Here is a 26,996-nt window from a genome sequence, read left to right as displayed (position 1 = left end):
AGAATTCAGACATGAAGATATTCAAAAAATTCACAGTTACAGCACTCACCGCGGTGATCGCGGTTACCGCATCCTTTGCAGGGGTGGCCGCAGCAGCGGACAGCCTCAAGGGTAAAATCACCGTTAACGGTTCTACAGCACTGCTTCCGCTGACGCTGCAGGCCGCTAAGGAATTCCAGAAGCTTCACCCTAAAGTGAAGATCGCCGCTTCCGGCAAGGGCTCCGTGACTGGACCGCAGGCCGTGAAGAAAGGTATTGCCGATATCGGAGCCTGCGACTGGGATGCCAGTATTGATGTTCCGGGCTTCAAGGCCTTTGACGGACAAGTGGCCAATAAGGTCGCTGTGATTCCTTTTGCAACCATCGTTAATAAGAATGTCGGAGTCGACAACCTGACTACAGAGCAGCTCAAAGGCATCTACGCCGGTAAAATCACCAACTGGAAAGAGGTCGGCGGATCGGATGCAAACATCGTAGTGATCACCCGTGCCTTCGGCTCCGGGACCCGCGTTAACTATCAGGCCAAGGCGCTGGGCGGCGGAGATATCGTGAAGAAAGAGAAGAACTACAAGGAAACCGGCTCCAGCGGTGACATGAAAACAGCTGTAGGTACAACGCCTAATGCTATCGGATACATCGACCTTGTCTATGTAACGGGCGGCGACATCAAGGCTGTGAAGTTCAACGGTGTGGAAGCTAACACGGATAACGTGATCAACGGCTCATACAAGATCTGGGCTTACGGCTACTACATGACGAACGGCCAGCCGACCGGCGCGACCAAAGAATTCATCGAATATGTACAGAGCAAGAAGTTCCAGCAGGGCTCGCTTAAGAAGCTTAAGTTCATTCCAATCTCTGCTATGCAATCCTAAGATCCTTGAACCAAGCAAGCACAATAGATTGATAGGTAACAGCGGCCAGCTCCGGGATATACGGGGTTGGCCTCTTACAGGAGGGAAAGTATGGGGGCACCGGTTCATAGCCTGACAGCGAAGACACAGACAAGCCTAGAGGAAGTCAAACGTAACACCAAAAGGCACCGCAGACATCTGCTGGGCAACAGCATCTCCCGTTATTATTTCTTATTCAGCATCCTTGCGCTCTGTCTTGTGCTGGGACTAGTTATTGTATTCATTGGCAAAACGGCGCTGCTGCTCTTCACCCGCATCTCCCCGCAGGACTTCTTCTTCTCGTTCAACTGGACGCCGGAAGAGGATGCCTTCGGCGCAGCCGCCTTCATCGTAAATACATTGTCGCTTACCGCGCTGACCCTGGTCATTGCCGTGCCCATCTCGGTTGGGATGGCTGTGCTCTGTGCGGAGATTGCCCCGAAGTGGCTGAAGAGCTTCATCCGTCCGGTACTGGATCTGCTGGTCGGTATTCCTTCTATTGTATATGGCTATCTAGGCTTGACCGTGCTGCTGCCCTTCCTGCGCAGAGTCAGCGGAGAAGGTCTCGGGGACGGACTGCTCGCCGCCGCACTCGTGCTGGCATTGATGGTACTGCCGACCATCTGCCGGATCAGCGATGATGCTATTGTGGCTGTTCCGCGCAAATACCGCGACGCTGCCTATGCGCTCGGTTCGACCCGCCTTCAAGTCATTATGCGCGTCGTGCTGCCCGCTGCCAGCCGGGGCATTATCTCGGCAGTGATTCTGGGCATGACCCGCGCAGTCGGGGAGACCATGGCGGTGGTGATGGTCATCGGCAATACGCCGCAGCTGGCGAAGAGCCTGTTCGCACCCACCTCGGTGTTGACCAGTAATATCGTGATGCAGATTTCCAACGTGGAGTTCGACTCCACCTGGAACTACTCCCTGCATATGATGGCCTTCCTGCTGCTGCTGATCTCGTTTGTACTGATTCTGATTATCCGGCTCCTGGGCCGCAAACGGAGGGATGCCTGATGAACGGATTCACGCGCACACGCCATACGGCCAGAGCCCAGCGGCGTAATAAACTGGCTACCATCGGCTTCTATACGCTGGGCGTTCTGGTCATGCTGCTGATCTTCTGGCTGCTGTTCACCATCCTGAGCAAAGGCTTGCCTTCGCTCAGACCTGATTTCCTGCTCAAGCAGCCGGAGGAGATCGATCCCGGCGGCGGGATTGGTCCCGTCCTGTTCAACTCCTTCTATATCCTGTTCATCTCTCTCTTGATCTCGGTTCCCATCGGGATCGGGGCAGGGATCTATATGGCGGAGTACGCGCCGGATAATGCCTTCACGGGTGCGTTGCGCATCTGCGTGGAATCCCTGGCCTCGGTGCCGTCCATCGTGTTCGGTCTGCTGGGCCTTGCGATCTTCGCCGAGTACTTCGGCGTCGGCCTGACGATCCTCGGCGGGGGAGTCAGCCTGGCGCTGCTGAATCTGCCGATGCTGGCCCGCGTCACGGAGGAAGCGGTGCGAGCGGTTCCCGGCGAGATCCGTGAAGCCGGCTATGCCCTCGGCATGACGAAGTTCCATGTCATCCGCAAGGTCGTCGTGCCGGTAGCCCTTCCGGCCATCGTCACCGGCGTCTGCCTGGTGGCTGGACGCGCCTTCGGGGAGTCGGCGGTCATCCTCCTGACCGCCGGACTCAGCACCTCCGGCGAGATGTGGGACTTCAACCTCTTCTCACCGGGCGAGACTCTGGCTGTGCATCTGTGGTACGTGCAGTCTGAGGCCATTGTAGAGGATGCGCGGCAAATCGCGGATAAGTCTGCTGCCGTGCTGGTCTTTGTCGTGCTGCTGATCAACTTTATGTTCCGCTTCCCGCTGTGGCTGGGCAACCGCCGCCGGGGACGCTGAGACGGATGCAAACGGGTGAATAGAGCTATATCCTGGAAGAACAGGCTGCTCTGCTATGGAAGTTTCATGGCGGGCAGCCTGTTTGCTGTGTAATCGAGGAAGCTTCGGATGGCTCAGAGAAGCGCTGAAACTCACCACTAAATCTCCTGTTTCACAGTCTGGATATGCTATTATTGGACTATAAAATACGCGCAGTCTGGACTAGCCTGTGCCCATTATAAGGACAAGGAGGCAGAACGCTGTGAGCACGCAGAAGACCAACCGCCTAAGCCGAACCGGAAGCAGATGACCGCGTATTCATTGAATCCGGGAAGCTTCCCATGATCGAGTTCCCCGTCTACGGCTGGACCGTCCGGCAGGAACGGGAGGCGGAGGAGCTGCAGCGGGAGTGGGAGAACTGGCTGGACCAAGGGATCACGCCGGTCAGTATGGAGTATCTGAAGGAACGGAACCGGGGCATGATTCTTTTATTTCTGTTCAAAATCCTATGTTCCGGTGACCGGTTGGACGAGAGCGCATGGCATGGACTGCTTCTGGACTGGACGCAATCGCTGATCGGACGCACGCGCGATCCTGTTCTGCTGCAGTGTACCGAATGCGGCAATCCGTTTGTATTCGATCACCTTGATTTTAGCTGCTACCGGGTGGATGGGATTTACTTCCCGGAGAAGTGCGGGCGCTGCAGGAATATGGAGGAAGGCATGCATGAATAGGCAGCAATTGAACAAGAAAGTGGGCGAAATTGTTAAGAAGCTCATTGCAGGGAAAGGGCGTTGTCACTCCCTTGAAGGTCTTTCTCAGACTTGGAGCAGTCAGTCCTGAACAGGTAGAAGAGTGGCGTCTGGGCAAAGTTCCTTATCTGGAACGGGTCCTTCGCGGCAACCTGTCGCAGTTCAACTTCATCCTGTCACTGATCCGTCAGAAGGCACGGGAGCATGAACTGAAGCCATCCCATACCGCTTATGTCAAAAGGGGAAAGGGCCCCAAGCGTCCGCTTCGCTTCTCGAAGACTGGAGATGTAGCGATGGAACAGCGTTATTCTACACATTATGTAACCACGAACCCTGCCCCAGCGGAAACGGAAAAAAGTTCAGGAAATGCTGCGGCAAATATTGAGGCGAATATTGAGGCGCAAATGCTTAATAGTGGGACTTGAACTGCTTCAGGGTGAACGAATAGAATGTAGCCACCAGCTGAGTTATCCGGACTGAGGGGACGCTATTCGTCGAAAAAACCAACTTTTCTGTCCTAAACGGACTCAGAGGACGTTAAAGTGTTCATTCGAGCTGAAAAAGCGGAGAAACGGGTTACTTAACGGCCCCTGAGTCCGCATGACCCTGCGGACAGGCGTGATCCGCCGGAATAAGGGATCTCCAGTCCGCATAGTTTGTGTTTGGTTCCCATCCTCCACTACGACAAGAGTAGTGGTTTCTTTGGAAGTTCATTTCCCGCTCAAACAGCGGAGAGGACGGAACGATTGTGTGAAAGCGGCAGCGTTCGCCTTGGTTTCTGGATTTTTACCGCTAAGGGGAATGAGGAAAATCTGGAAAACACAGCGATTGGAACAACGGTCCGTTCGCGCAGCGTCCACCCAAGCGCCCACATTGATCCTACTCAAAATAAAAGGGGGTTCTCATCCCCAGAACGACAAAACAGCCTTCCCAAAGGAAGGCTGCTGTTTTGACGTCCCGGAAGGGATACAGCCCATTCGGGCTGATTGCGAAGTAGTGCTATCGAAGCTTATGCTCCAACGTCCCCGCTGGCGCTGGGTTCTCATCCCCAGAACGACAAAACAGCCCTCCCGAAGGAAGGCTGCTGTTTTGACGTCCCGGAAGGGATTCGAACCCCCGACCGTGCGCTTAGAAGGCGCATGCTCTATCCAACTGAGCTACCGGGACATGATGACTGACTGAAAAGCAAGCAAAAATTATGTTATCATACATAGTTAACTTTTTCAACTTGTTTTTTTGAAACCGTGCAGGGATATGCTATAATCTACAATTGATTAAGGTTCAGAAGCGATTACAGTTCGGAGAAAAGGAGGTGCCCTCATGAATCAATTCAATTCCCCCGCCAAAGAGAACATCGTGCTGTTTCCCAAGACCCTGGATTACTATCAGATTCAGCTCACAGTTATGCTGGAGAGTGAACGTTACGGGGAGGCGATGGAACTGCTGCGTTTTTTGCTGCAGTGCCAGGGACAGGAAGAGCGGCACTACGAGGAATGGCGGTCGCTGCTGGAATGGCTGGTGGCGGCCTTCCCCTACGCGGCGCAGGGCGGTGACGGGAACGGAGCCCCGGATGCGGAGGAGATGGATCTGGGGGAAGAGGATATGGCCCGGATTCTGGCCAGATCCAAGTTGGAGGAGGATGCGGAGTACCCGGATAAACTGCTGAAGCGGGTCATGAATGAACCGCTGTCCGAAGCGACAGTACTGGCGCTGGAGCAGCTCTCCTACCTGGAGGGGAGCGGGGTAGATGAAGCGCTGACCGGCTGGCTGCAGCAGGCCGAGGTGCATCCGCTGCTGCAATTCCGCACACTGCAGACGTTGCGGCGCAGAGGGGCGCAGGGGGCAATCAGGCTGAGCCGGGGCCATGAGGCTGCTGAGGTGGAGATCGAGACCGTGCCGCTGCAGAACGACGAGTTCCCGCCGCAGATCAGCCAGGTGCTGGAACGGGTGGCTGAGCAGGCGGAGGTGCATGAGCCGACGCTGTATTATTTTGCCCAGGAGCTGTGGGGGCAGTTCGTCATGTCCATCTACGGGACGGCGGATTACCGCAAGCTGCTGGACGGGGAGTATTCGCAGCTGGATATTTGGGCGGGAGCCCTGCACCAGATGGTGTCGGAGAGCCTGAACGGGAACCGCAAAGAAGAGGAAACACGGGGCATGTATGGCATAACGGACAGCATGCGCTTCCAATTTGAGGGGGCCTACCGTTCACTCAGGGGATTCGTAAAGAGTTCTCTACTTGATAAATAAAGTAATGTTGTATATAATATAGTGGTTATTCTGTGCGTGAAATGTTGGACTATTTAAGTAAAAATGTAACCTATTTTTGGAGGGAAAAGTATATTATGAAAGCAACTTGGGAAAAAATAGAGAAGAACCTCGGAGTTCTTGAAGTCGAAGTTGAAGCGGAACGCGTAGCTGCAGCACTCGACAAAGCCTTTAATAAAGTGGTAAAGAAAGCAAACGTACCTGGATTCCGTAAAGGTAAAGTGCCACGGCCGATTTTTGAATCCCGTTTCGGTGTTGAAAGCCTGTATCAGGATGCTATCGACATTCTTCTTCCTGAAGCTTACGGCGAAGCCGTTGAACAGACTGACATCTTCCCTGTAGACCGTCCTGAAGTGGACATCGAGCAATTCGCTAAGGGCCAGCCGTTCATCTTCAAAGCGAAGATCACAGTTAAGCCTGAAGTGAAGCTGGGCGAGTACAAAGGTCTGGAAGTACCAGTACAGAAGGCAGAAGTAACTGACGAAGAGCTGAATGCTGAACTGAAGCGTCTGCAAGAGCGTCACGCTGAGCTTGTTGTTATCGAAGAGGGAGCAGCAGCGAACGGCGACATCACTGTAATTGATTTTGACGGTTCGGTTGACGGCGTTCCTTTCGAAGGCGGACAGGCTGAGCGTCATTCCCTGGAGCTGGGCAGCAATTCCTTCATTCCAGGATTCGAAGAGCAGGTAGTGGGCATGTCTACTGGAGACTTCAAGGATGTTGAAGTAACCTTCCCTGAGACTTATCACGCTGCTGAACTGGCAGGCAAAGCTGCTGTATTCAAAGTGAAGCTGCACGAAATCAAGCGCAAACAGCTTCCTGAGCTGGATGATGAATTCGCCAAGGATGTTAGTGAATTCGACACACTGGAAGAATACAAGGCAGACCTGAAGGCACAGCTCGAATCCCGCAAGCAGGAAGAGCTGAAGAGCGTTCGTGAATCCGCAGTAGTTGACGCAGCAGCAGCAAATGCTGAAGTTGAAATTCCTGAGGCTATGATCGCCAGCGAAGTGGAGAACATGGTTCGTGACTTCGATACCCGTCTTCGCCAGCAGGGCATGAACATGGACATGTTCCTTAGCTTCTCCGGCCAGACCCGTGAAGACCTGCAAGGACAAATGAAGGGCGATGCTGAGAAGCGCGTTCGTAACAACCTTGTTCTGGAAGTTATTGCTAAGGAAGAGAAGATCGCAGTGTCGGAAGAAGAAGTTACGCAAGAGCTGGCTACTATGGCTGAAGCTTACAAGCGTTCTCCTGAAGAAATCCGCAGCATTCTGGCAGCCAATGGTTCCCTGAGCAGCCTGAACGATGAGATCTCCCTGCGCAAGACAATCGAGTTCCTCGTTAGCAACAGCGTGGAAGTTGAAGCTCCGGCAGCACCTGCAGAAGAAGCGGCAGCAGAAGAAGCAAAGGCTGAGTAAGCTTCAATCCCTTACCTAGAACGGCTATCCATTAGCCTCCATAGAGATTTGATAAGGCACGTAAGTTTTTGTTACGTGCCTTATTTTTATCGGGGGCCGGGCGTTTGGTAGTACATATCATGAACCCTTCAATTGGCATTGTCTGTGGAATTGCGTTATAATGGCATGCACATGAACAATGCGGTTTAGGGACCCAGTGAATAAATGACATCCCGCTTTGAACGTGTTAAAATATTTCTGAAACGGAAAGACTAATCTGTATAGAGAAAAGAGGTTGGTGGCATGAGTCTGGTACCAATGGTTGTGGAAACGACAAGCCGGGGAGAACGCTCATACGATATCTATTCCAGATTGCTCAAGGATCGCATCATCTTCCTGAGCAGTGCGATTGACGATGATGTCGCCAATCTGGTTATTGCGCAGTTGCTGTTCCTGGCAGCAGATGACCCCGAAAAAGACATTCACTTGTACCTCAACTCGCCCGGTGGTTCTGTTACAGCCGGCATGGGTATATATGATACGATGCAATATATCAAACCGGATGTTTCAACGATTTGCGTAGGGATGGCAGCCAGTATGGGATCATTGCTCCTGACAGCCGGAGCGCCCGGCAAGAGATATGCGCTGACCAACAGCGAGGTCATGATTCATCAGCCGCTCGGCGGCGTTCAGGGGCAGGCGTCCGACATCTGGATTCACACCGACTGGATTCTCAAGACGAAGCAGAAGCTGAATCAGATTTATGTAGAGCGCACAGGTCAGCCCCTTGACAAAATCGAACGGGATACAGACCGCGATAACTTCATGAGCGCGGAAGAAGCGAAGGAATACGGGCTCATTGACCAGGTACTCTCTTCACCGATCATATCTTAAAGGGGTGGTTAGATGTTTAAATTTAATGATGAAAAAGGGCAGTTGAAATGTTCCTTTTGCGGCAAATCACAAGAGCAGGTTCGTAAGCTCGTAGCGGGACCTGGCGTTTATATATGTGACGAATGCATCGAGCTATGCACAGAGATTGTGGAAGAGGAGCTTGGCCACGAGGAAGAGCTGGATATGAAGGATATTCCGAAACCGAAGGAAATCCGCGATATCTTGGACCAATATGTTATCGGCCAGGAGCAAGCGAAGAAATCGCTCTCCGTTGCTGTATACAATCACTACAAGCGCGTGAACAGCCAGAGCAAGATTGAAGATGTGGAGCTGACGAAGAGCAACATTCTGCTGCTCGGACCTACAGGCTCCGGTAAGACCCTGCTGGCGCAGACGATGGCGAAGATCATCAACGTGCCTTTTGCCATTGCAGATGCCACTTCCCTTACGGAAGCCGGTTATGTGGGTGAAGACGTCGAGAACATTCTCCTGAAGCTGATTCAAGCGGCTGATTATGATGTAGAGAAAGCCGAACGCGGCATTATCTATATAGACGAAATTGATAAGGTAGCGCGTAAATCCGAGAATCCGTCCATTACCCGCGACGTATCCGGTGAAGGCGTTCAGCAGGCGCTGCTGAAGATTCTTGAAGGTACGGTTGCTTCGGTTCCACCGCAAGGCGGACGCAAGCATCCTCATCAGGAATTCATCCAGATCGATACTACGAACATTCTGTTCATCGTGGGCGGTGCCTTCGACGGCCTGGAGCAAATGATCAAGCGCCGTATCGGCAAAAAAGTCATCGGCTTCAACGCTGCGGTTGAAGGACAGAAGGACCTCAAGGCCGGTGAATACCTGTCTATGGTATTGCCTGAGGACCTGCTGAAGTTCGGCCTCATCCCCGAGTTCGTCGGCCGTCTGCCGGTCATCTCGACCTTGGAACCGCTTGATGAGAGCACCCTGGTACGTATTCTCTCCGAGCCTAAAAATGCGCTCGTGAAGCAGTATGTGAAGCTGCTGGAGATGGATAATGTAGCTCTGAAGTTCGAACCGCTTGCTCTTGAAGCGATTGCGAAGGAAGCGATCAAGCGCAACACCGGTGCCCGTGGACTGCGTGCCATCATTGAGAGCATTATGCTTGATGTGATGTACGAGGTGCCTTCACGTGATGACATTAAGGATTGTGTCATTACCGAGCAGGTTGTTAAGGAGAAGTCTCTGCCGGAGCTTAGTCTCAAGAAGGATAAGAAAAAAGAAGAAAGCGCGTAAGTCAGGCTTCATTACCCGGCCTGACCCGGCTTAACAATACAGCTCAGGGTCTCCACTTTCTCCCGCACCCCCGCATGACCTGCGGGAGCGGAGAGGGTGGAGCTTTGATCGTTATGGGGGAGAAAATCATGTTCCTGAGACACCAGACCCGTCCCGTCAATGTTGGCGGAGTGATTATCGGGGGTAACAACGAGGTTGCAATCCAAAGCATGTGTACGACCAAGACCGCCGATGTAGAGGCAACCGTGGCCGAGATTCTGCGGCTGGAGGAAGCTGGCTGTCAGCTCGTGCGTGTAACGGTCAACAATGAGGAAGCGGCAGCAGCGATTAAGGAAATCAAGAAGCAGATTCATATCCCGCTCGTAGCGGATATTCATTTCAATTACAAGCTGGCCTTGCTGGCGATTGAGAACGGCATCGACAAGGTGCGGATCAATCCCGGCAATATCGGACGCCGTGATAAGGTGGAAGCTGTCGTTAAGGCCTGTAAGGACAAGGGGATACCGATCCGGATCGGTGTGAATGCCGGTTCACTGGAGAATCACCTGCTGGAGAAATACGGTTATCCTACACCTGAGGCTATGGTTGAGAGTGCCCTATACCATATCGGCATTCTCGAAGAGCTGGACTTCCACGATATCATCGTGTCCCTGAAGGCATCCGATGTGCCGATGGCCATCGAGGCTTACCGTCAAGCTGCAGAAGTGATTCCTTATCCACTGCATCTGGGTATCACTGAATCCGGCACTCTGTTCGCCGGAACAGTGAAGAGCTCGGCCGGGATCGGTGCGCTGCTCTCCATGGGTATCGGTAGTACGGTGCGGATCTCCCTGAGTGCTGATCCGGTGGAGGAAGTGAAGGTGGCGCGTGAGCTGCTGAAGACCTTCGGTCTGATCTCGAATGCCGCTACCCTGATCTCCTGTCCGACTTGCGGACGCCTGGATATTGACCTCTTCTCGATTGCGAACGAAGTGGAGGAGTACATCTCCAAGCTGAAGGTGCCGATTAAGGTATCTGTCCTCGGGTGTGCGGTGAATGGTCCAGGGGAAGCCAGAGAAGCAGACATCGGCATCGCCGGTGCGCGCGGAGAAGGGCTGTTGTTCCGTTACGGCAAGATGATCCGCAAGGTGCCTGAGGCAGAGCTCGTCTCCGAGCTGAAGAAGGAGATTGACATTATTGTCGAGCATTTCGAGGCGACCGGCGAGATTCCCGGCCGTAGCCACGCGGGACTTGCTCCGGCGGTTCAAATCGGCAGTACAGAGAACTAATTCTATATATAACAGCGCCCTGCCCGTTTGCGGATGATCTGCAAACGGGCAGGGCTTTTTTGCTAAATAGAAGAATGTATAGGCATAACCAGGTCTTAAGACTTGGCTGCCGAGGCAGCCAGCTTGCTCCTTATCAGCGCAATCCCATATATCAGCAGAGGGATGAATACGAGGTGGATGGCAGCGAATTTCCACCAGGCATTCTGCACCTTATCTATGAGATAGGCCATGTTGATATAAATATTGGAGGCGAAGACGAACAACAGAACCGCCAAAGGAAAGATCAGGTGAGTGGTGCGCTTCAGACTGAATACGGTCTGGAAATTTTGTAGGAGCAGCAGAAAGAGCAAGGAGATTTTGATAAAGAAGGTCATAATCCAGATCGTAATTAACATTCCTTCAACTCGTTGCAGTACGTTGCCAATATTAATGGTCTTCGCCAGCACGAATACCGGATAGACGCTGTTCGAGGTCTGTTCAATCCCAAGGACCAGTACGCTGAGCAGTGTCAGTACGGAGAGGACTATCCCGCCGGTAATTATTCCGCTGAGCAAGACCCGTGCCCGCTTGGCGGGCAGCTTCACCAGGGGGAGGAAGCCCATCAATACAATGGGCTCTTGAAACATGGCGGACTGAATACCGGCGGCCAGAACAGGGCCCGGGCCATCCTCCATAATGGGGCGGATATGTGTCCAATTCGCTTGAGGGATCAGGGCCAGAACGAGCAGCGTGAGCAGAAGCAGCAGCCAGGGGAAGAGCAACTCACTCAACCGGCCCAGAATAATGATGCCTTTGCGCGCGCTGATGACGAGAACGAGCAGGAATATGAGTTTGGTTGCTTCAGACGGGGTCTCAGGCATAACCTCTGTGGTGATGAAGGTGCTCAGATCGCCCAGCAGCGCACTGGTAAGGATGAGAAAATAGAATAAATAGATGAGTGATAACGCCTTGCCCGGCCATCGGCCCAGCACAGACTCCAGAATCTCGAACAGAGTCTGGCCCGGATACAGACGGCAGAGGCCGAGACATAAGAGTGCCATCATAAGATTGATCAACAGGGCGAAGAGGGCAGCGATCCAGGCATCCTCTCTGGCGATTTGCGTTATTGTTCCGGGCAAGTCCAGAATGGAGGTTCCTGTCATCAGCCCGAAGGTCAGTATGAATAATTGTAAGGAGGAGAGGTTCTTGGACTTGCTCACTGGCCCATCATCCTTTCAGTTTAGTTAATGGTTACAAAGAGAGTAGCTTGATGATGCCATTGACCCAGTCCAAAGGCCGAATCAGAGTGGAACCTGCCATGTCGGCAATCGTGATTGAAGCTGCAAGCAGCCAGAGTGTGCAGAAGATCGTCGTATCCTGTGGAGAACGCAGCCGGATCAACCGGGGAAGCTGCATCAGAGCAGTGATCAGCAGGAACAGGAGCAGCAGCCAGTTCCAATTCATTTAAGCTCCATCTCCCTTCTCTGCGGCTGAACAATGGAACCAATCCGCCGGATCTGTAACTTGCATGCGATTCGTACCTTCACATGCTTGAAATGGTCATCCCATCCATCACGGTACTTCTTCCATACCCGGGGATATTTGCGGTGTAGTGCTTCGCCGAAGCCGAAGATATCCGAACCATAATCCTGCTGTACGCTCTGGATATTCCCCTCCATATTGTTAATGAACTTATTCTCAATCCGGGTCTCGATCAGCGCTATATTGGCCGGCTTAGTGAGGTCAAGGGTACCATTAACGGTCGTAAGATCGGACTCTGCATGGATGGAGAGTGTGAATTCAGGCTCTCCGGCAGAATTAAGCCGGGGCAGGATGCGGCTCTCCGAGCGGGTGATGATAAATCCGACCTTGCCCCCATCCGGGCAGGAGACAATTCCGTTCGAGGAATCGACCTCATTCAGCGTGTAATTAAGCGTTTTACTGGAGCTCTCATTCAGCCAGCCGACCAGACGGTCTTTTTTGAAAACAGCAATTCCCGCCTGGACAATCTGAGTCTTGGGGACAATGGATTCAATATTCTTGATTGTTCCTCCCTCTGACACATCGCCGTTCAGCCTTACGCCGGACATAATCGGATTGGAGCCGCCGCGCTCCAGTTCAAGAATGAACTGCTGCAGGGTGACTTTGCCGGTGGCTGCCCAATTTTTATGCGAGACCAGAATGGAGGAATAGAGCGAGCTGGCCGGAATCTGCTCGAACGGAGTATTAATCTCCAGAATGTCAGAGGCCTGAGAATTCTTCGCGACCACCAGGAAGAAATCACTGCGGAGCTGATGATCCCGGGTGATGAAATCAAGGATGTCACTGACTCCTTGCCGTGCCAGTTTTTCTCCGAGGACGAGCACCCGGATGTGGGATAAGTAGAGGGTACGCGGAGCCGTACTGAGCATGTGCTGGAGGGCATCGGGAACCGTCTGGCCTACGGCCTTGTAGGTAAGAACAGGCAGGCTTTTGCCTGCTGCTCCTTTTGTGCTGCGTGCTTCTCCCGAATTCAGCACCTGTGCAGAAACGGCATAACCCTCAGGTGCGGCATCAATTCCCATCGCCATGACCACGGCCAGCTCGTTCAGCTCCTTGCGGCTCCAGCATCCGGGCAATACCGCCAGACTGAAGAACAGGAGCAGACAGACTGCTTGTTGAATACGCATAGTAGGTTGCTCCTCTCTGTCAGTTATGCCCGGTATACTTCTTCATATTGCGTCTTGACAGCCTTATGAGGCTATCCTTCTGGCTAAGCCACTGCCAGGGGGCGAAGGAAGTCATGTAAGGAACACCTACGGATTCCAGGCTGCATAAGTGGAGACCCAGAATAATCAAAGCGACAACAATCCCGTATAGGCCGAAGGAAGCGCCAATCCCCATCATCACGAAGCGCAGAATCCGTACCGAGATCCCGATGTTGAAGGCGGGAAGGGCGAAGTTGGATATGGCTGTAATGGAGACGACGATGACCATAGCAGCCGAGACTAGCCCTGCATCCACCGCAGCCTGGCCAATAACCAGCGTACCTACGATAGATACGGACTGGCCCATTGATTTGGGCAGGCGGATACCGGCCTCACGCAGAATCTCGAAGGTGATCTCCATCAGGAAGGCTTCGAGAAATGCCGGGAACGGAATGCCTTCACGCTGCCCGATCAGACTGACCAACAGGGTCGTCGGAATCATCTCCTGATGGAAGGTGGTGATCGCAATATAAAAGGCCGGGGTCAGAAGTGCTACAGTGAAGCAGAAATAACGGAGGATGCGGACCAGACTGGCAAAATCGCTCCGCTGATAGTAATCCTCACTGGATTGGAAGAACTGTACGAATAAGGCAGGAACGATGAGCACAAACGGCGTACCCTCAACCAGGATAGTGATCCGTCCTTCCAGCAGTGCTGATGCGGCGGAATCCGGGCGTTCCGTGTTATAGACCGTCGGAAAAGGGCTGTATTGCGGGTCCTGAATCATCTCCTCGATATAATTGCTCTCCAGTACACTGTCCAGCTTGGCCTCATCCAGCCGTCTGCGCAGCTGGGTCAGCACCCCGGGATCTACATTGCCTTCTATATACATTACAGCTACATTCGTCTGCGTCTGTTCCCCGAGGGTTCTCTCTTCAATGCGCAGCTTCGGGTTCTGGATTCTCCGCCGGATCAGGGCGGTATTCTCACGCAGGGATTCCGTGAAGCCTTCACGCGGCCCCCTTACAACGGATTGTGAGCCGGCATCCTCCACTGCCCGCTGCTTCAGCGCTTCCGTTCCGGCAGACAGCGCCTTCGGAGCTCCGTCAATGATGAGGATCGAGTTACCGGCGAGCAGCTCGCGTTCTACCTCCGTGTAATTACTGACCTCCCCGACCTTACCGAGGGAGAGCGTCCGTTCCTGCAGCAGCTTCAGACAGCTCTCTGGCTGAGGCTGGCTGAACTGTTGATACAGACTGGAATCCTCGTGAATGGCCTGGATCATCTCCTGCGGATCTGCGAGTCCTTCAATAAATACAATTACAGCGGACGAAGGGCCGAGGGTGATGAACCGGTAGATGATATCTGTGCTTTTGCCCAGGCGGCTTTGTAGTCCTTCTAATATGGCGGACAGGGATTGCGGCAGCTTCTCCTGTGAATTTCCAGAGTTATCCAGTTGTGTCATGGTCATTCGCCTCCAGTCATCCGGTATAGTCTTTCCGTTTGTGGAAATCCTATGCAATCTATGAGTGCGGAAGGAGAATGGGATCCGGTTTTTTTGTTGCGGGAGTTTACGAATGTCTGAAACGGCTATACTACCTAGTAGTAGCTGAATACAGAATAGGCAGACGGAAGGATACAGGAGGGTGACCTATGGAACTAAGTATATTGCTGATGGTCGTGCAGCTCTTTTTCGCGCTGGTCATCGGCGTTTATTTTTGGAATCTGCTGCGGGGACAGAAGACGAACAAGACGGCGGTGGACCGGGAATCGCGCAAGGAGCTGGATAAGCTGCGGAAGATGCGGATGATCTCACTGACCAAGCCGCTCTCAGAAAAGACACGCCCCGCCTCTATCGACGATATCGTCGGACAGAAGGACGGGCTGCGCGCCTTGAAGGCCGCGCTGTGCAGTGCCAATCCGCAGCATGTGATTATCTACGGGCCGCCGGGTGTGGGCAAGACGGCAGCGGCGAGGGTGGTTATGGAGGAAGCGAAGAAGAATGCGTTGTCGCCGTTCAAGCGTGACGCCAAATTCACCGAGATCGATGCCACTACGGCGCGCTTCGACGAGCGCGGAATTGCCGATCCGCTAATCGGGTCCGTGCATGATCCGATCTATCAGGGAGCGGGGGCCATGGGCGTGGCGGGAGTCCCGCAGCCGAAGCCGGGCGCAGTAACCAAGGCACATGGGGGAATTCTCTTCCTCGATGAGATTGGCGAGCTGCATCCCATTCAGATGAACAAGCTGCTGAAGGTGCTGGAAGACCGTAAGGTGCTGCTGGAGAGCGCCTATTACAACTCGGAGGACAGTAATACACCAGCGTATATTCATGATATCTTCCAAAATGGCTTGCCTGCCGATTTCCGGCTGGTCGGAGCCACGACACGGTCGCCGGATGAGATCTCGCCTGCGCTGCGTTCGCGCTGCATGGAGATTTATTTCCGTCCGCTGCTGCCGGAGGAGATTGCCGTGATCGGACGGGATGCCGTTCAGAAGATCGGGCTGAAGCCAAGCCCCGAAGCGGTGGAGGTCGTGCAGCAGTATGCTACGAACGGCCGTGAGGCTGTAAATATGATTCAGCTGGCTGCGGGTCTTGCGCTGACCGAAGGCCGGGACACGCTTAGCGCTGCGGAAGTGGAATGGGTCGCCAGCAGCAGCCAGCTGCCGCTGCGGACGGAGCGCAAAATCCCTTCCGCTCCGCAGGTCGGACTGGTCAATGGCCTTGCCGTCTACGGGCCCGGCATGGGCACGCTGCTGGAGATTGAGGTCTCAGCCGCGCCCGCCCTTAACGGGCCGGGCAGGCTGAATATCACCGGGGTAGTCGATGAAGAGGAGACACGCGGCGGCTCGCGGACTGTGCGTCGCAAGAGCATGGCCCGGGGCTCCATCGAGAATGTGCTGACCGTCCTGCGCTCCATGAAGCTGGAGCCGGACAAGTATGACCTGCACATTAACTTCCCCGGAGGGACGCCGATTGACGGCCCGTCCGCCGGGGTGGCCATGGCGGTGGCCATCGTCTCTGCCATCCGGCACCTGCCGGTGGACAACACGGTGGCAATCACCGGGGAGGTCGGCATCCATGGCCGGGTGAAGCCGGTCGGCGGCGTGGTCGCCAAGGTGGAGGCTGCCTTCCAGGCGGGAGCAACGACCGTGCTGATCCCGAAGGAGAACTGGCAGTCGCTGTTCGCCGATCTCGGCGCGCTGCGGGTGATTCCGGTGGACACGGTGGAGGAAGTGTTCCGCCACCTGTTCGGCACGGATACGGCAGACATCAGAATGCCCGCCGTATCCGGCGAGACCTTCTCTTCAGCGCCTTCACTTCTGAAGGCGGATGCTTCGGGCGAGAGTATGCCCGGGTAAGACAGGCACAGTGTGAAGGAATCCCCTGGCGGGCAAGCGCCGGGGGATTTTTTTGACTGGATGAAGAAGGGAGAGCAGCGGCATAGGACACGAATGTTCAGCGAATACTACATACCGATGGGTGAGCATGCCAATAACGCCAATTGCGGACACGGGTTGTTGGTGTTTTCATGCGGCTTTTGTTAGAATGAATGCATATGACACTACTTATGAACCATGGGAGGTGCGAAAGCGATGATACAAAATAAATCCAAAGGTCGTCGTTTTCCTTTATTACCGCTTAGAGGTCTTCTTGTATATCCCAGTATGGTTCTGCATCTGGATGTAGGCCGTGAGAAGTCCGTCCGGGCACTAGAGAAAGCTATGGTTGAAGATAATCTGATTCTCCTCTGCTCCCAGTCGGAAGTTAATATTGAAGAGCCGGGGCAAGAGGATATATTCCGCGTAGGTACGGTGGCGAATGTGCGGCAGATGCTGAAGCTCCCCAACGGCACGATCCGTGTGCTGGTGGAAGGCGTAGAGCGGGCCGAGATTATTCATTATACGGACAACGAAGAGTACTATGAGGTGATGGCGCGTGAGCTGCCGGAGCAGGAGGATGTGGACCAGGAGAGCGATGCCCTGATGCGCAGCGTGCTGAGCCAGTTCGAACACTACATCACTTTGTCCAAAAAAGTAACGCCAGAGACACTCGCTGCGGTCTCCGATATCGAGGAGCCCGGGCGGCTGGCGGATGTTATCACCAGTCATCTGGCGCTGAAGATCAAGGACAAACAGGAGATCCTGGAGACCATTGACGTCAGCAAGCGTCTGGAGAAGCTGCTCGATATCCTCAATAATGAGCGCGAAGTGCTGGAACTCGAACGCAAGATCAGCCAGCGCGTGAAGAAGCAGATGGAGAAGACCCAGAAGGAGTATTACCTGCGCGAGCAGATGAAAGCGATCCAGAAGGAGCTTGGCGAGAAGGAAGGCCGGGCCGGCGAAGCTGATGAGCTGCGCGCTCAGATGGAAGAGAAGAACCTGCCGGAGCGGGTGCAGGAGAAGATCCTGAAGGAAATCGACCGGCTGGAGAAAATGCCGGCAAGCTCGGCCGAAGGCAGCGTCATCCGCAACTATGTGGATTGGCTGCTCGGTCTGCCCTGGAGCGAAGCTACGGAAGATGATCTGGATATCCGTAAGGCAGAAGAAGTGCTGGACGCAGACCATTATGGTCTGGAGAAGCCGAAGGAACGGGTGCTGGAATACCTGGCCGTGCAGAAGCTGGTCAAGGGTCTGAAAGGACCGATTCTGTGTCTGGTAGGTCCTCCGGGCGTCGGCAAAACCTCGCTCGCCCGCTCCATCGCCCGCTCCCTGAACCGCAAGTTCGTCCGCATTTCGCTGGGCGGCGTGCGGGATGAAGCCGAGATCCGGGGTCACCGCCGTACGTATGTCGGCGCAATGCCGGGCCGGATCATCCAGGGAATGAAGACGGCAGGCAGCATTAATCCGGTCTTCCTGCTGGATGAGATCGACAAGATGGCAGCGGACTTCCGCGGCGATCCGTCGGCGGCCCTGCTGGAGGTGCTGGACCCGGAACAGAACAATACGTTCAGCGATCACTTCGTAGAGCTGCCGTTCGACTTGTCGAATGTCATGTTCGTCACTACGGCGAATGCCGTGCATAACATCCCGCGTCCGCTGCTGGACCGGATGGAGATGCTGTTCATTCCCGGCTATACGGAGCTGGAGAAGCTGGAGATTGCCAGCCGTTATCTGCTGCCGAAGCAGCGCAAGAGCCACGGCCTTGCGGAAGAGCAGCTGTCCATCGGAGATGATACGCTGCTGAAGATGGTGCGCGAGTACACCCGCGAATCCGGGGTGCGGAATCTGGAGCAGCAGATTGCGGCCCTTTGCCGTAAGGCGGCGAAGCAGATCGTCTCCGAAGAGAAGGAGCGCGTCAGCATTCTTCCAGAAGAGATCAAGGATTACCTGGGAGCCTCCAAGTACCGCTATGGAATGGCAGAGCTGGAGGATCAGATCGGTACCGTTACCGGGCTGGCCTGGACAGAGGTTGGCGGCGATACGCTGCTGATTGAAGTCACGGTGGTCCAGGGCACCGGGAAGCTGACGCTGACCGGACAGCTCGGCGATGTAATGAAGGAGTCGGCGCAGGCCGCCTTCAGCTATACCCGCTCGAAGGCGGAGGAGCTGGGGCTTGCTCCTGATTTTCACGAGAAGAACGATATTCACATCCATATTCCCGAAGGTGCCATTCCCAAGGACGGCCCGTCCGCAGGGATTACAATCGCCACGGCGCTGATCTCTGCGCTCACCAAGCGTTATGTCTCCAAGCATGTTGCTATGACCGGTGAGATCACGCTGCGCGGACGCGTATTGCCTATCGGAGGTCTTAAGGAGAAATCGCTGGCAGCCCACCGTGCAGGCTACAAGAAGATTCTTATCCCGAAGGACAATGAACGCGACCTCAAGGATATTCCTGAGAGTGTCCTTAGTGATGTCGAGTTCGTGCCGGTATCCCATATGGATCAGGTACTGAAGCACGCGCTCGTAGATCATGAAGAAGGCATCAACACCGATTCAGACTCAGACACAGAAATAAGCATTGAAGCGCCGAGTAGTGTGCATTAGAAAGGAAGTCCTATGAAAGTTATTAGCTCCGAATTTATTATCAGTGCCGTAGGCCCTGACCAATACCCTGTGGATGCCTTGCCGGAGATTGCTCTGGCAGGGCGCTCCAATGTAGGGAAGTCTTCTCTGATCAACCGGATGATTAACCGCAAGAATCTGGCCCGTACCAGTTCTACACCGGGCAAGACGCAGCATATGAACTATTATCGTGTGAATGAGAGCATGTATTTCGTTGACTTCCCGGGCTATGGCTATGCCAAGGTCTCGAAGACACAACGCGCCTCCTGGGGCAAAATGGTCGAAAAGTACATGGCAGAGCGCGAGACGCTGAAGATGGTCCTGCTTATCGTAGATCTGCGCCACCCGCCGACGGCCAATGACAAAATGATGTTCGACTGGCTGAAGCACTACGATCTGCCGCTCTGCGTAGTGGCCACCAAAGCGGACAAAATTCCGAAGACCCGCTGGCCGAAGCATATTAAGATCATGAAGCAAGAACTCGGTGTGCTGCCGGGAGACAGCTTCATTGCGTATTCATCAGAGATTGGACTTGGCAAAGACGAATTATGGGAACTTATAGATAGACATACTCTACCCACCGAAGAAGAGCTTCCGGCAGAACCGGATGATCCGAATTCCGGGGATGAACCGCAGCACGAAGCGCCTTCCGAGACTTAAGGGTTTGTCATTAAGAATTGAGGGATGTTTATGGCTCAGCGTCTGGCGATGGAATATGTGAATGCAACGATGCAAATGACCGAATTTCAGCTGAACCAGTTCCTGCAGACAGCAGATACCAGCTATATCAGTCACCGTGTGAAGGTATTGGGCGCGGGCGAACAGGAGATTGTGCTGGAGGAGGCCGGAGGTGAGGAGGTTCATCTGTCTTTTGAACGCAAAGGTGGCATCTATATGGGTTCCTTGACCTGCAGGGTGGTGAATCCTCATCTGATTAATGCAGTCCGCAAATTATTCTTCATGTATAAGGGCACGGGGACCGTAAACCGGATTTATAAGGACCTAACGATGATGTATTACTATGAAGGCGGTTCGGTGCGCCGGATCTCGGAAGTGAGGCCGGAAGGCACCAAGCTGATCTATCAGCATAAATATTCAGTGGCAGAGATGCTGGCTGTCTACAAGCGTCAGAGCGTAGAAGGTGAGATTGAGCAGCTCCGACAAGAGATTGATAGACTGCTCGATATGCGCAACCGTAGTCAGCAAGAGGCAGTAATTAACGAAGTAGATGAGAGACTTGCAGAGGCGGCCGGCCAGCTGTTCCGACTGGAAGCGTAGGTGATATTGTTTTAAAATATGGCAATCATTTCCTAGTGAAATGGTTGTATTTTTTTGCGGAAACTATACATATCCTCTACGAAGGGACCGATAAACAACATATGATAGATATCCATAGCCACATTCTACCCTTCATGGATGACGGAGCCGCTGATTACGACGCCGCTCTCGCCATGGCCCTTGACGCCCATAACGATGGTATTTCAACTGTAATAGCTACGCCCCACCATGCGAACGGAGTCTATATGAATCCGGCCCCGGAGATTGAAGCGGCGGTGCGGGTGCTGAATGCGAAGCTGCAGGAGGCAGGCAATCCGCTGATCGTGCTGCAGGGGCAGGAGATCCGGATCTACGGTGAACTGCTCGATGATCTGGAGCGCGGACAACTGCTGACGCTTGCCGGTTCCCGGTATATTTTGCTGGAGATGCCCTCTTCTAGGGTGCCCCGCACGATGGAAGAGACCTGCCATGAGCTGGTCATTCAGGGAATGGTGCCGGTTATTGCCCACCCGGAGCGCAATGCGGAGGTTGCTGCCGATCCGTCCAAGCTGCTGCGGTTAATTGAGCTTGGCGCTCTTGGACAGGTAACCGCACAGAGTATCGCCGGCGTCTTCGGGAGTAAGCTGCAGAAGCTGTCGCTCGAATTATGCCGGCAGCATGCCGTGCATATTATTGCATCCGATGCGCATGATTCTATGAACCGTCCCTTTGGATTAAGCGAGGCTTACGGGGTGGTGCGGCGGGAATTAGGAGCAGAGTCAGTCGACTTTTTTCAACAAAATGCGCGCGATATCCTTGCAAATAAGGAGATTAATCGAGTTAATTCTATTCAATCTAACAGCAAACTTCATAGATTGTTCGGATTTTTTTCGCGTAAGGGGTGACCTACTTAACTTTTGGTGGTAGAATGGGTATTACTGGATTTATGTTCTATTTATATAAAAATACATACACAGAGGTGGATGACAAGTGACTTTGAAGAAAAAATTGGCAGTATCTACACTAGCAGTAAGCATGGCAGCGGCATCCGTTGCCGGATTCCCGTTCAGCAGTAAGGGATTGGCTGAACATTTTGGAGTGAGTACAGCTTCCGCAGCAGCAGTATCGCAGGCAGATGTGAAGGCTAAGGTTGAGAAGATTTATGCTCAGCTTACAGAGAAAGAGAGACAAGCATTGCTTGCGTATGAGCAGGAAGCGGGCAATCTTAGCGCTGAGAAGTTCGAACAGATCTTCCAACCAGTACTTTCTAAGCTTAAATTGAATAATGAAGATCTTGCAACTGCCCATAAAGCTTTCACGAGTGTATCCAGTGTAGTCTACGATGTGTATGACAAGAATTACACTGCAATTAAGGATATCCGCTACAATCTGGACAACGGTGCCTTGCTGAAGAAGATTGCAGCTAAGGCTGACGTATCTAATCTTACAGCTAAAGACTTCACTGAATTCCTGTTCGGTGACAAAGGCGTTGAAGCTGAACTTCGCGCAATGATCAGCAATAAGTCCGCAACTGATTTGTTGAACCTGATCGCTAATGCTTCCAGCACTGATGATGCTCTGAATAAATTGCTGGATGAAGCTATTACCAAGGTGCTGAACCATAACACAGTTGAAGGTGGTCTGACCGTAAGCCAGGTATTGTACAACCTTAACATTACTCCTGGAGATATTAAGCTCAGTCTGAAGAACCTGAAGGATACAATCCCGACAGCCAAGCCAGCAATGATGGCTCTTGCTTCAGCTTATGTTAGAGCTTACATTAACGAGCCTGTAACACCTGATCCTGGATCCCCTGGTGGCAGCACTGGCGGCGGCGGTGGCGGCACAGTAACAACTCCAGTTACGAACCCTACTGCTACACCAGGAATCTACGATGTATCCAAGCTGGTAACGATTGTAGGCGACAAAGCAACCTTGAAGCTCGTAGATGCTGACGTACTGAAGGCCTTCGATGCACTGGTTGCAGCCAATGCCGGTAAGACAGGTCTTACCCTTACCCTGAACCTGGGTACAGTGAATGCGGCAACGGTAGAAGTACCATTGTCCAAAGCAATCATCGAAGCAGCCAAGGCGAAAGGCATTGCCAACATTGCAATTACCTTCAACGGCTTGACCGTAACGATTCCAGTAGGACAGTTCAGTGAAGCTATTACACTGACTACTTCCACTGTAGCAGATACAACCGTAACTTCCCTGTCCAGCAATAAGCTGACATCAAGCGTATACGACTTCGAATTGACTGTGGGCGGTGTGGTTACATCCACCTTCAAGCAGCCAATCATCATCAAGCTGCCGCTTAAGAATACAGAAGGCCTTGACCGCGAACTGCTGTCCGTTGCGAAGGTAGTTTACGGCGCGCTGCAATACCAGGGTGGTGTTGTAGACGGTGATCACATCACTGAACCGCGTGACGGCTTCTCTTCCTACGCTGTACTGGAGAACAAAGTCAGCTTCAAGGATGTTGCAAGTGTTCAAGCCTGGGCTGGAAGACAGATCTCAGTCGTAGCAGCCAAGGGCGCTATTGAAGGCGTAGGCAACGGCAACTTTGCTCCGAAGAGCAATGTGACCCGTGCAGAATTCTCCAAGATGCTGATCCGCGCACTGAACCTGGAGAACAACTCCGCGAAGCAGAGCTTCGGCGATGTAAGCTCCACTTCCTGGTATGCTCCTTACGTAGCTGTTGCTGCTGAGAAGGGTATCATTACTGGACGCAGTGCAGCCCAGTTCGATCCTAATGCAACGATTACGCGTGCAGAAATGGCAACGATGATTGCCCGTGCCGTGAAGTCGCAGAAGCCGGAAGCTGCTACGAATGTCAGCTCCCTGAGCAAGTTCTCTGATGCAGGCAAGATCGCTGCTTCCCTGAAAGACGGAGTAGCCTTCGCTGCCAGCAATAACCTGGTTATCGGCAACGCTGGCAAGTTCAATCCTAACAACACAGCTACACGTGCTGAAGCTGCAGTGATTATCTACCGCACCATCAACTTCAAGTAAGTAAATAGTATTGTGGAGAGCCTCCTCTCGTCGTTTAGAGAGGAGGCGCTTTTTTAGGAAATAGGGTATAAGAATTTACAGCTTGGAGGGAAATGCACTTGTCAGCACAAGAATTGGATTTGCGCGATTATTTCCAGATTGTCAGGAAGAGACTGTGGATGATTATCAGCATTGTTATCGTGGCTTGTGTTCTTGCCGGGATCTACAGCTTATATATCAAGAATCCGGTCTATGAAGCTTCAACGAAGATCATTGTTAATCAGACGCCTACCCAAGCTACGGCGGCGCAGCTGGATCTGAATCAGATTAATACCAACATTCAGCTGATCAATACGTACAAGGAAATTATCAAGACTCCGGCGATCCTCGATGTTGTGGCCAAGAACTATCCGCAATTCGGGATTACGGCAGAGGAAATGCTGAAGAAGGTTAACGTGAGTTCTGTAAATAATACGCAGGTGATGACACTTGTCGTTCGAGATAATTCATACCAGAGAGCCGCAGAGATCGTGAATGCCATATCACTTGTATTTAAGCAGGAGATTCCGTCCTTGTTCAACGTACAGAATGTGTCCATCCTCAACGAAGCTAAGCTTAATCCGCCAGTTGCACCCGGACCGGTAGAGCCGAATGTGGTCATGAACCTCGCGATTGCTTTTATCGTATCCCTGATGATCGGCCTGGGGATTGCCTTCCTGCTGGAGTATCTCGATGATACGCTGAAGACAGAAGACGACATTAAGAAATACCTCGGACTTCCGACTATAGCCATGATTACCCGGCTGGGCCAGGAAGAAACCAAGACCACCGGGCAGCAGACTCAGACACAGAGCAGAAAGGCGGGGGAACTCGAGCATGTCACAGCAGCCAAATAAACAACGCCATCTGATCACCGTGACCAACCCGCGTTCGCCGGTATCCGAAGCCTTTCGGGCACTGCGCACGAACATAGATTTCTCCTCTGTAGATGAACAGATCCAGATTATTATGGTCACTTCTTCCGGACCGGAGGAAGGAAAGTCAACCGTTACTGCCAACCTGGCCGCTGCTTACGCGCAAGCGGATAAGAAGGTGCTGCTAATCGATGGTGACTTGCGCAAGCCTACAGCACATAAGACTTTTTCCCTGAGTAACCGGTATGGGTTGTCCTCCTTGCTCTCGCAGCAGGCGAATCTGTCTGAGGTGATTCAGGAATCCGGTGTGAACAACCTGTATCTGATGACATCTGGCCCGATTCCTCCGAATCCTGCGGAGATGATGGCCTCCAACCGGATGAGTGCGGTGCTGCAGGAGCTGCGCCAGTTATATGATGTGATTCTGATTGATACTCCGCCGCTACTGGCCGTTACAGATGCGCAGATTGTGGCCTCCAAGAGTGACGGCGTAATCATGGTGGTCAGCTACGGTAAGGTGAAGCGTGATATTGCCGCTAAGGCGAAGGCAAATCTGGACCGGGTCGGGGCCAAGATGCTGGGCGTGGTCCTTAACAACGTGAAGCGCAAGGCCAGTGAAGGCTACTACTATTACTACTATGGCAATTGAATTGTTTAATTGATAAATTGTTATTTTTGGAGGCACTGAAAATGACAGCGAAAACAAGAGTGTTGGTATTATTCATGATCGATATTGCGATCATATGGTTCAGCATCGTGACGTCCTACCTGTTCCGGTTCTACAATGAGATTCCGCCGGAATATGTGGTACAGATGATCGTGTTCGGCGTAATCTCCACGGTGGCCGTCGGGGGAAGCCTGGTCTACTTCGGACTCTACCGCAGAATGTGGCAATATGCCAGTATTAACGAGATTATATCAGTTCTCAAAGCTATTGTAGTAGGAGCAGTATTATCTTTCGCTGCCGCTTATATTATCTTGCCCGAACGCGTGCCATTCAGCATAGAAGTCCGGTCGATGGAGACGGTTCTGCTGCTGGTTGGGGGAGTCCGCTTCTTCTGGAGAGTCTTCCGCAGTGACCGGAGCAACAACAAGAATACCGAGCTTCATACGCTTATTGTCGGGGCTGGAGATTGCGGAATCCTGATTGCCAAAGAACTGACAGGACCTTCCTTCGCGAGCACCCGGCTGGTTGGATTCATCGATGACAGCGCAGATAAATATCACCTGTCCATTCTGGGTGTGCCTGTATTGGGTAACCGTTATGACATTCCACGGATTGTGAAGGAGAAGCAGATTCACGAGATTATTATCGCGATGCCCTCGGTCTCCAGAACAGAAATATCCGAGATTATTAATCTGGCCAAGGCTACAGGCGCGAAGCTGAAGATTATACCGGCTCTGAATGACCTGATCGCAGGCAAGATTTCCGTCAAGAAGCTCCGCGATGTTAGCGTAGAGGACCTTCTGGGCCGTGAGCCGATTGTTGCAGACATGAACAGTATTCTGGGCTATGTTCATAACAAGACCGTACTGGTTACGGGCGCAGGCGGTTCTATCGGATCAGAGCTGTGCCGCCAGATAGCTCCCTTTGCACCGGACAAGCTGATGATTCTGGGACATGGCGAGAACAGTATCTATACGATTGAGATGGAACTGCGCAAGAGCTTCCCTTATCTGGAGATCGTGACCTTAATTGCTGACGTTCAGGACCGCACCCGGTTAATAGATGTATTCCAGAGCTATAAGCCGCAGGTGGTCTTTCATGCGGCAGCACATAAGCACGTTCCTCTGATGGAGCGCAACCCTTCCGAAGCGATCAAGAATAATGTCTTCGGGACCCGCAATGTAGCCGACTGTGCAGACATGTATGGCGCAGAGCGCTTCGTGATGATCTCCTCCGACAAGGCCGTGAACCCGACTAGCGTCATGGGGGCCACGAAGCGGATTGCCGAGATGTATGTGCAGAGTCTCAATGTAGCAAGTCCTACCAAGTTCTCTGCGGTACGCTTCGGTAACGTATTAGGCAGCCGGGGCAGTGTCATTCCCGCCTTCAAGTCGCAGATTGCCGCCGGTGGGCCGGTCACCGTAACGCATCCCGAGATGGTCCGTTACTTCATGACGATTCCCGAGGCGGTTCAACTGGTGATCCAGTCCGGCTCCTTCGCGAATGGCGGAGAAGTATTCGTCCTGGATATGGGAGCGCCGGTTAAGATCCTGGCTCTGGCCGAGGACTTAATCACACTGTCCGGTTACGAGCCTTACAAGGACATCGACATCACCTTCTCAGGCATCCGTGAAGGCGAGAAGCTGTATGAAGAACTATTGACCGATGAGGAGAACCTGGGTTCCACTCAGCATGACCGGATCTTCATCGGCAGACCTAACGTCTTCACCCGGAGCCAGATGGAGCTTGAATTCAAACGGTTGGAACGGGTTGTCACTGAAGATGCGGAAGCCATCCGCGAAGTGATTAACCAGATCGTACCGATGCAGCCAGTCATCCAGGCAGCCATTAGCTAATTAGAGATGTGG

General features: G+C 53.0%; 23 protein-coding genes and 1 tRNA gene. 19 read left to right on the top strand and 5 right to left on the bottom strand.

The features are described from left to right. Window positions 1-11: 11 nt before the first annotated feature. The 5 genes from C162_RS21615 (at window position 12) to C162_RS21595 (ending at window position 3,947) form a co-directional block, all read left to right on the top strand. Complete coding sequence (locus C162_RS21615) at window positions 12-875, top strand: phosphate ABC transporter substrate-binding protein (RefSeq protein ID WP_036697584.1); 864 nt, start codon at window positions 12-14, stop codon at window positions 873-875. 90 nt (window positions 876-965) lie between these two features. Next, a complete protein-coding gene (gene pstC, locus C162_RS21610; protein ID WP_036697583.1) occupies window positions 966-1,910 on the top strand; it encodes a phosphate ABC transporter permease subunit PstC in 945 nt (314 codons plus the stop codon). Next, window positions 1,910-2,791 (top strand): phosphate ABC transporter permease PstA, encoded by an 882-nt coding sequence (gene pstA, locus C162_RS21605; protein ID WP_036697581.1) that lies wholly within the window; start codon window positions 1,910-1,912, stop codon window positions 2,789-2,791. Before pstC ends, pstA begins: the two co-directional genes overlap by 1 nt. A gap of 320 nt (window positions 2,792-3,111) precedes the next feature. Beyond that, on the top strand, window positions 3,112-3,504 hold the full coding sequence (locus C162_RS21600; protein ID WP_036697579.1) for a hypothetical protein: 393 nt from the start codon (window positions 3,112-3,114) through the stop codon (window positions 3,502-3,504). Window positions 3,505-3,575: 71 nt separating this feature from the next. Next, complete coding sequence (locus tag C162_RS21595; protein ID WP_051493830.1) at window positions 3,576-3,947, top strand: hypothetical protein; 372 nt, start codon at window positions 3,576-3,578, stop codon at window positions 3,945-3,947. Window positions 3,948-4,615: 668 nt separating this feature from the next. On the opposite strand, the gene C162_RS21590 is transcribed toward C162_RS21595, so the two are convergent. Next, a tRNA-Arg gene (locus C162_RS21590) sits at window positions 4,616-4,689 on the bottom strand. A 153-nt stretch (window positions 4,690-4,842) separates the two neighbouring features. Between C162_RS21590 and C162_RS21585 the strand changes: the two genes are divergently transcribed. The 5 genes from C162_RS21585 (at window position 4,843) to ispG (ending at window position 10,621) form a co-directional block, all read left to right on the top strand. Further along, complete coding sequence (locus C162_RS21585) at window positions 4,843-5,772, top strand: hypothetical protein (RefSeq protein ID WP_036697578.1); 930 nt, start codon at window positions 4,843-4,845, stop codon at window positions 5,770-5,772. 95 nt (window positions 5,773-5,867) lie between these two features. Next, on the top strand, window positions 5,868-7,211 hold the full coding sequence (gene tig / locus C162_RS21580; RefSeq protein WP_036697577.1) for a trigger factor: 1,344 nt from the start codon (window positions 5,868-5,870) through the stop codon (window positions 7,209-7,211). A 282-nt stretch (window positions 7,212-7,493) separates the two neighbouring features. Next, a complete protein-coding gene (clpP, locus tag C162_RS21575; RefSeq protein ID WP_036697575.1) occupies window positions 7,494-8,084 on the top strand; it encodes an ATP-dependent Clp endopeptidase proteolytic subunit ClpP in 591 nt (196 codons plus the stop codon). 12 nt (window positions 8,085-8,096) lie between these two features. Continuing rightward, window positions 8,097-9,353: an ATP-dependent Clp protease ATP-binding subunit ClpX gene (clpX, locus tag C162_RS21570; RefSeq protein WP_036697574.1), complete on the top strand. Its 1,257-nt coding sequence runs from the start codon at window positions 8,097-8,099 to the stop codon at window positions 9,351-9,353. 128 nt (window positions 9,354-9,481) lie between these two features. After that, a complete protein-coding gene (gene ispG, locus C162_RS21565; protein ID WP_036697705.1) occupies window positions 9,482-10,621 on the top strand; it encodes a flavodoxin-dependent (E)-4-hydroxy-3-methylbut-2-enyl-diphosphate synthase in 1,140 nt (379 codons plus the stop codon). A gap of 95 nt (window positions 10,622-10,716) precedes the next feature. Here ispG and C162_RS21560 read toward each other — a convergent pair whose 3' ends face one another. Genes C162_RS21560 through C162_RS21545 form a run of 4 tightly spaced genes read right to left on the bottom strand, consistent with a single transcriptional unit; the run spans window position 10,717 to window position 14,758 of the window. Next, on the bottom strand, window positions 10,717-11,820 hold the full coding sequence (locus tag C162_RS21560; RefSeq protein ID WP_036697573.1) for a GerAB/ArcD/ProY family transporter: 1,104 nt from the start codon (window positions 11,818-11,820) through the stop codon (window positions 10,717-10,719). A gap of 31 nt (window positions 11,821-11,851) precedes the next feature. After that, on the bottom strand, window positions 11,852-12,064 hold the full coding sequence (locus C162_RS21555) for a hypothetical protein (RefSeq protein WP_036697571.1): 213 nt from the start codon (window positions 12,062-12,064) through the stop codon (window positions 11,852-11,854). Beyond that, a complete protein-coding gene (locus C162_RS21550; RefSeq protein ID WP_036697569.1) occupies window positions 12,061-13,269 on the bottom strand; it encodes a Ger(x)C family spore germination protein in 1,209 nt (402 codons plus the stop codon). The genes C162_RS21555 and C162_RS21550 overlap by 4 nt, the downstream gene beginning before the upstream one ends. A 19-nt stretch (window positions 13,270-13,288) precedes the next feature. Next, window positions 13,289-14,758 (bottom strand): spore germination protein, encoded by a 1,470-nt coding sequence (locus C162_RS21545; RefSeq protein WP_442792467.1) that lies wholly within the window; start codon window positions 14,756-14,758, stop codon window positions 13,289-13,291. Window positions 14,759-14,940: 182 nt separating this feature from the next. On the opposite strand from C162_RS21545, the gene lonB reads away from it, so the two are divergent. From lonB to C162_RS21500, 9 genes are all read left to right on the top strand, one after another. Further along, window positions 14,941-16,650, top strand: a complete 1,710-nt coding sequence (gene lonB, locus C162_RS21540; protein ID WP_036697567.1) for an ATP-dependent protease LonB — start codon at window positions 14,941-14,943, stop codon at window positions 16,648-16,650. A 234-nt stretch (window positions 16,651-16,884) separates the two neighbouring features. Further along, the gene (lon, locus tag C162_RS21535) at window positions 16,885-19,278 is read left to right on the top strand and encodes an endopeptidase La (RefSeq protein WP_051493829.1); all 2,394 of its coding nucleotides are present in this window, start codon (window positions 16,885-16,887) and stop codon (window positions 19,276-19,278) included. A gap of 12 nt (window positions 19,279-19,290) precedes the next feature. Further along, the gene (gene yihA / locus C162_RS21530) at window positions 19,291-19,956 is read left to right on the top strand and encodes a ribosome biogenesis GTP-binding protein YihA/YsxC (RefSeq protein ID WP_036697566.1); all 666 of its coding nucleotides are present in this window, start codon (window positions 19,291-19,293) and stop codon (window positions 19,954-19,956) included. Window positions 19,957-19,986: 30 nt separating this feature from the next. Further along, complete coding sequence (locus tag C162_RS21525; protein ID WP_036697564.1) at window positions 19,987-20,574, top strand: hypothetical protein; 588 nt, start codon at window positions 19,987-19,989, stop codon at window positions 20,572-20,574. Window positions 20,575-20,675: 101 nt separating this feature from the next. Continuing rightward, a complete protein-coding gene (locus tag C162_RS21520) occupies window positions 20,676-21,458 on the top strand; it encodes a tyrosine-protein phosphatase (protein ID WP_036697561.1) in 783 nt (260 codons plus the stop codon). An 85-nt stretch (window positions 21,459-21,543) separates the two neighbouring features. After that, on the top strand, window positions 21,544-23,568 hold the full coding sequence (locus C162_RS21515) for an S-layer homology domain-containing protein (RefSeq protein ID WP_036697560.1): 2,025 nt from the start codon (window positions 21,544-21,546) through the stop codon (window positions 23,566-23,568). Between the two features lie 98 nt (window positions 23,569-23,666). Continuing rightward, complete coding sequence (locus C162_RS21510) at window positions 23,667-24,443, top strand: YveK family protein (protein ID WP_084649006.1); 777 nt, start codon at window positions 23,667-23,669, stop codon at window positions 24,441-24,443. Beyond that, window positions 24,424-25,110: a CpsD/CapB family tyrosine-protein kinase gene (locus C162_RS21505; RefSeq protein ID WP_036697555.1), complete on the top strand. Its 687-nt coding sequence runs from the start codon at window positions 24,424-24,426 to the stop codon at window positions 25,108-25,110. Before C162_RS21510 ends, C162_RS21505 begins: the two co-directional genes overlap by 20 nt. A 41-nt stretch (window positions 25,111-25,151) precedes the next feature. Further along, window positions 25,152-26,984 (top strand): polysaccharide biosynthesis protein, encoded by a 1,833-nt coding sequence (locus C162_RS21500; protein ID WP_036697552.1) that lies wholly within the window; start codon window positions 25,152-25,154, stop codon window positions 26,982-26,984. Window positions 26,985-26,996: the final 12 nt, after the last annotated feature.

It is taken from the genome of Paenibacillus sp. FSL R7-269, assembly GCF_000517865.1.
GTDB lineage: Bacteria > Bacillota > Bacilli > Paenibacillales > Paenibacillaceae > Paenibacillus_AQ.
This window is presented reverse-complemented; position numbering and strand designations above follow the sequence as displayed.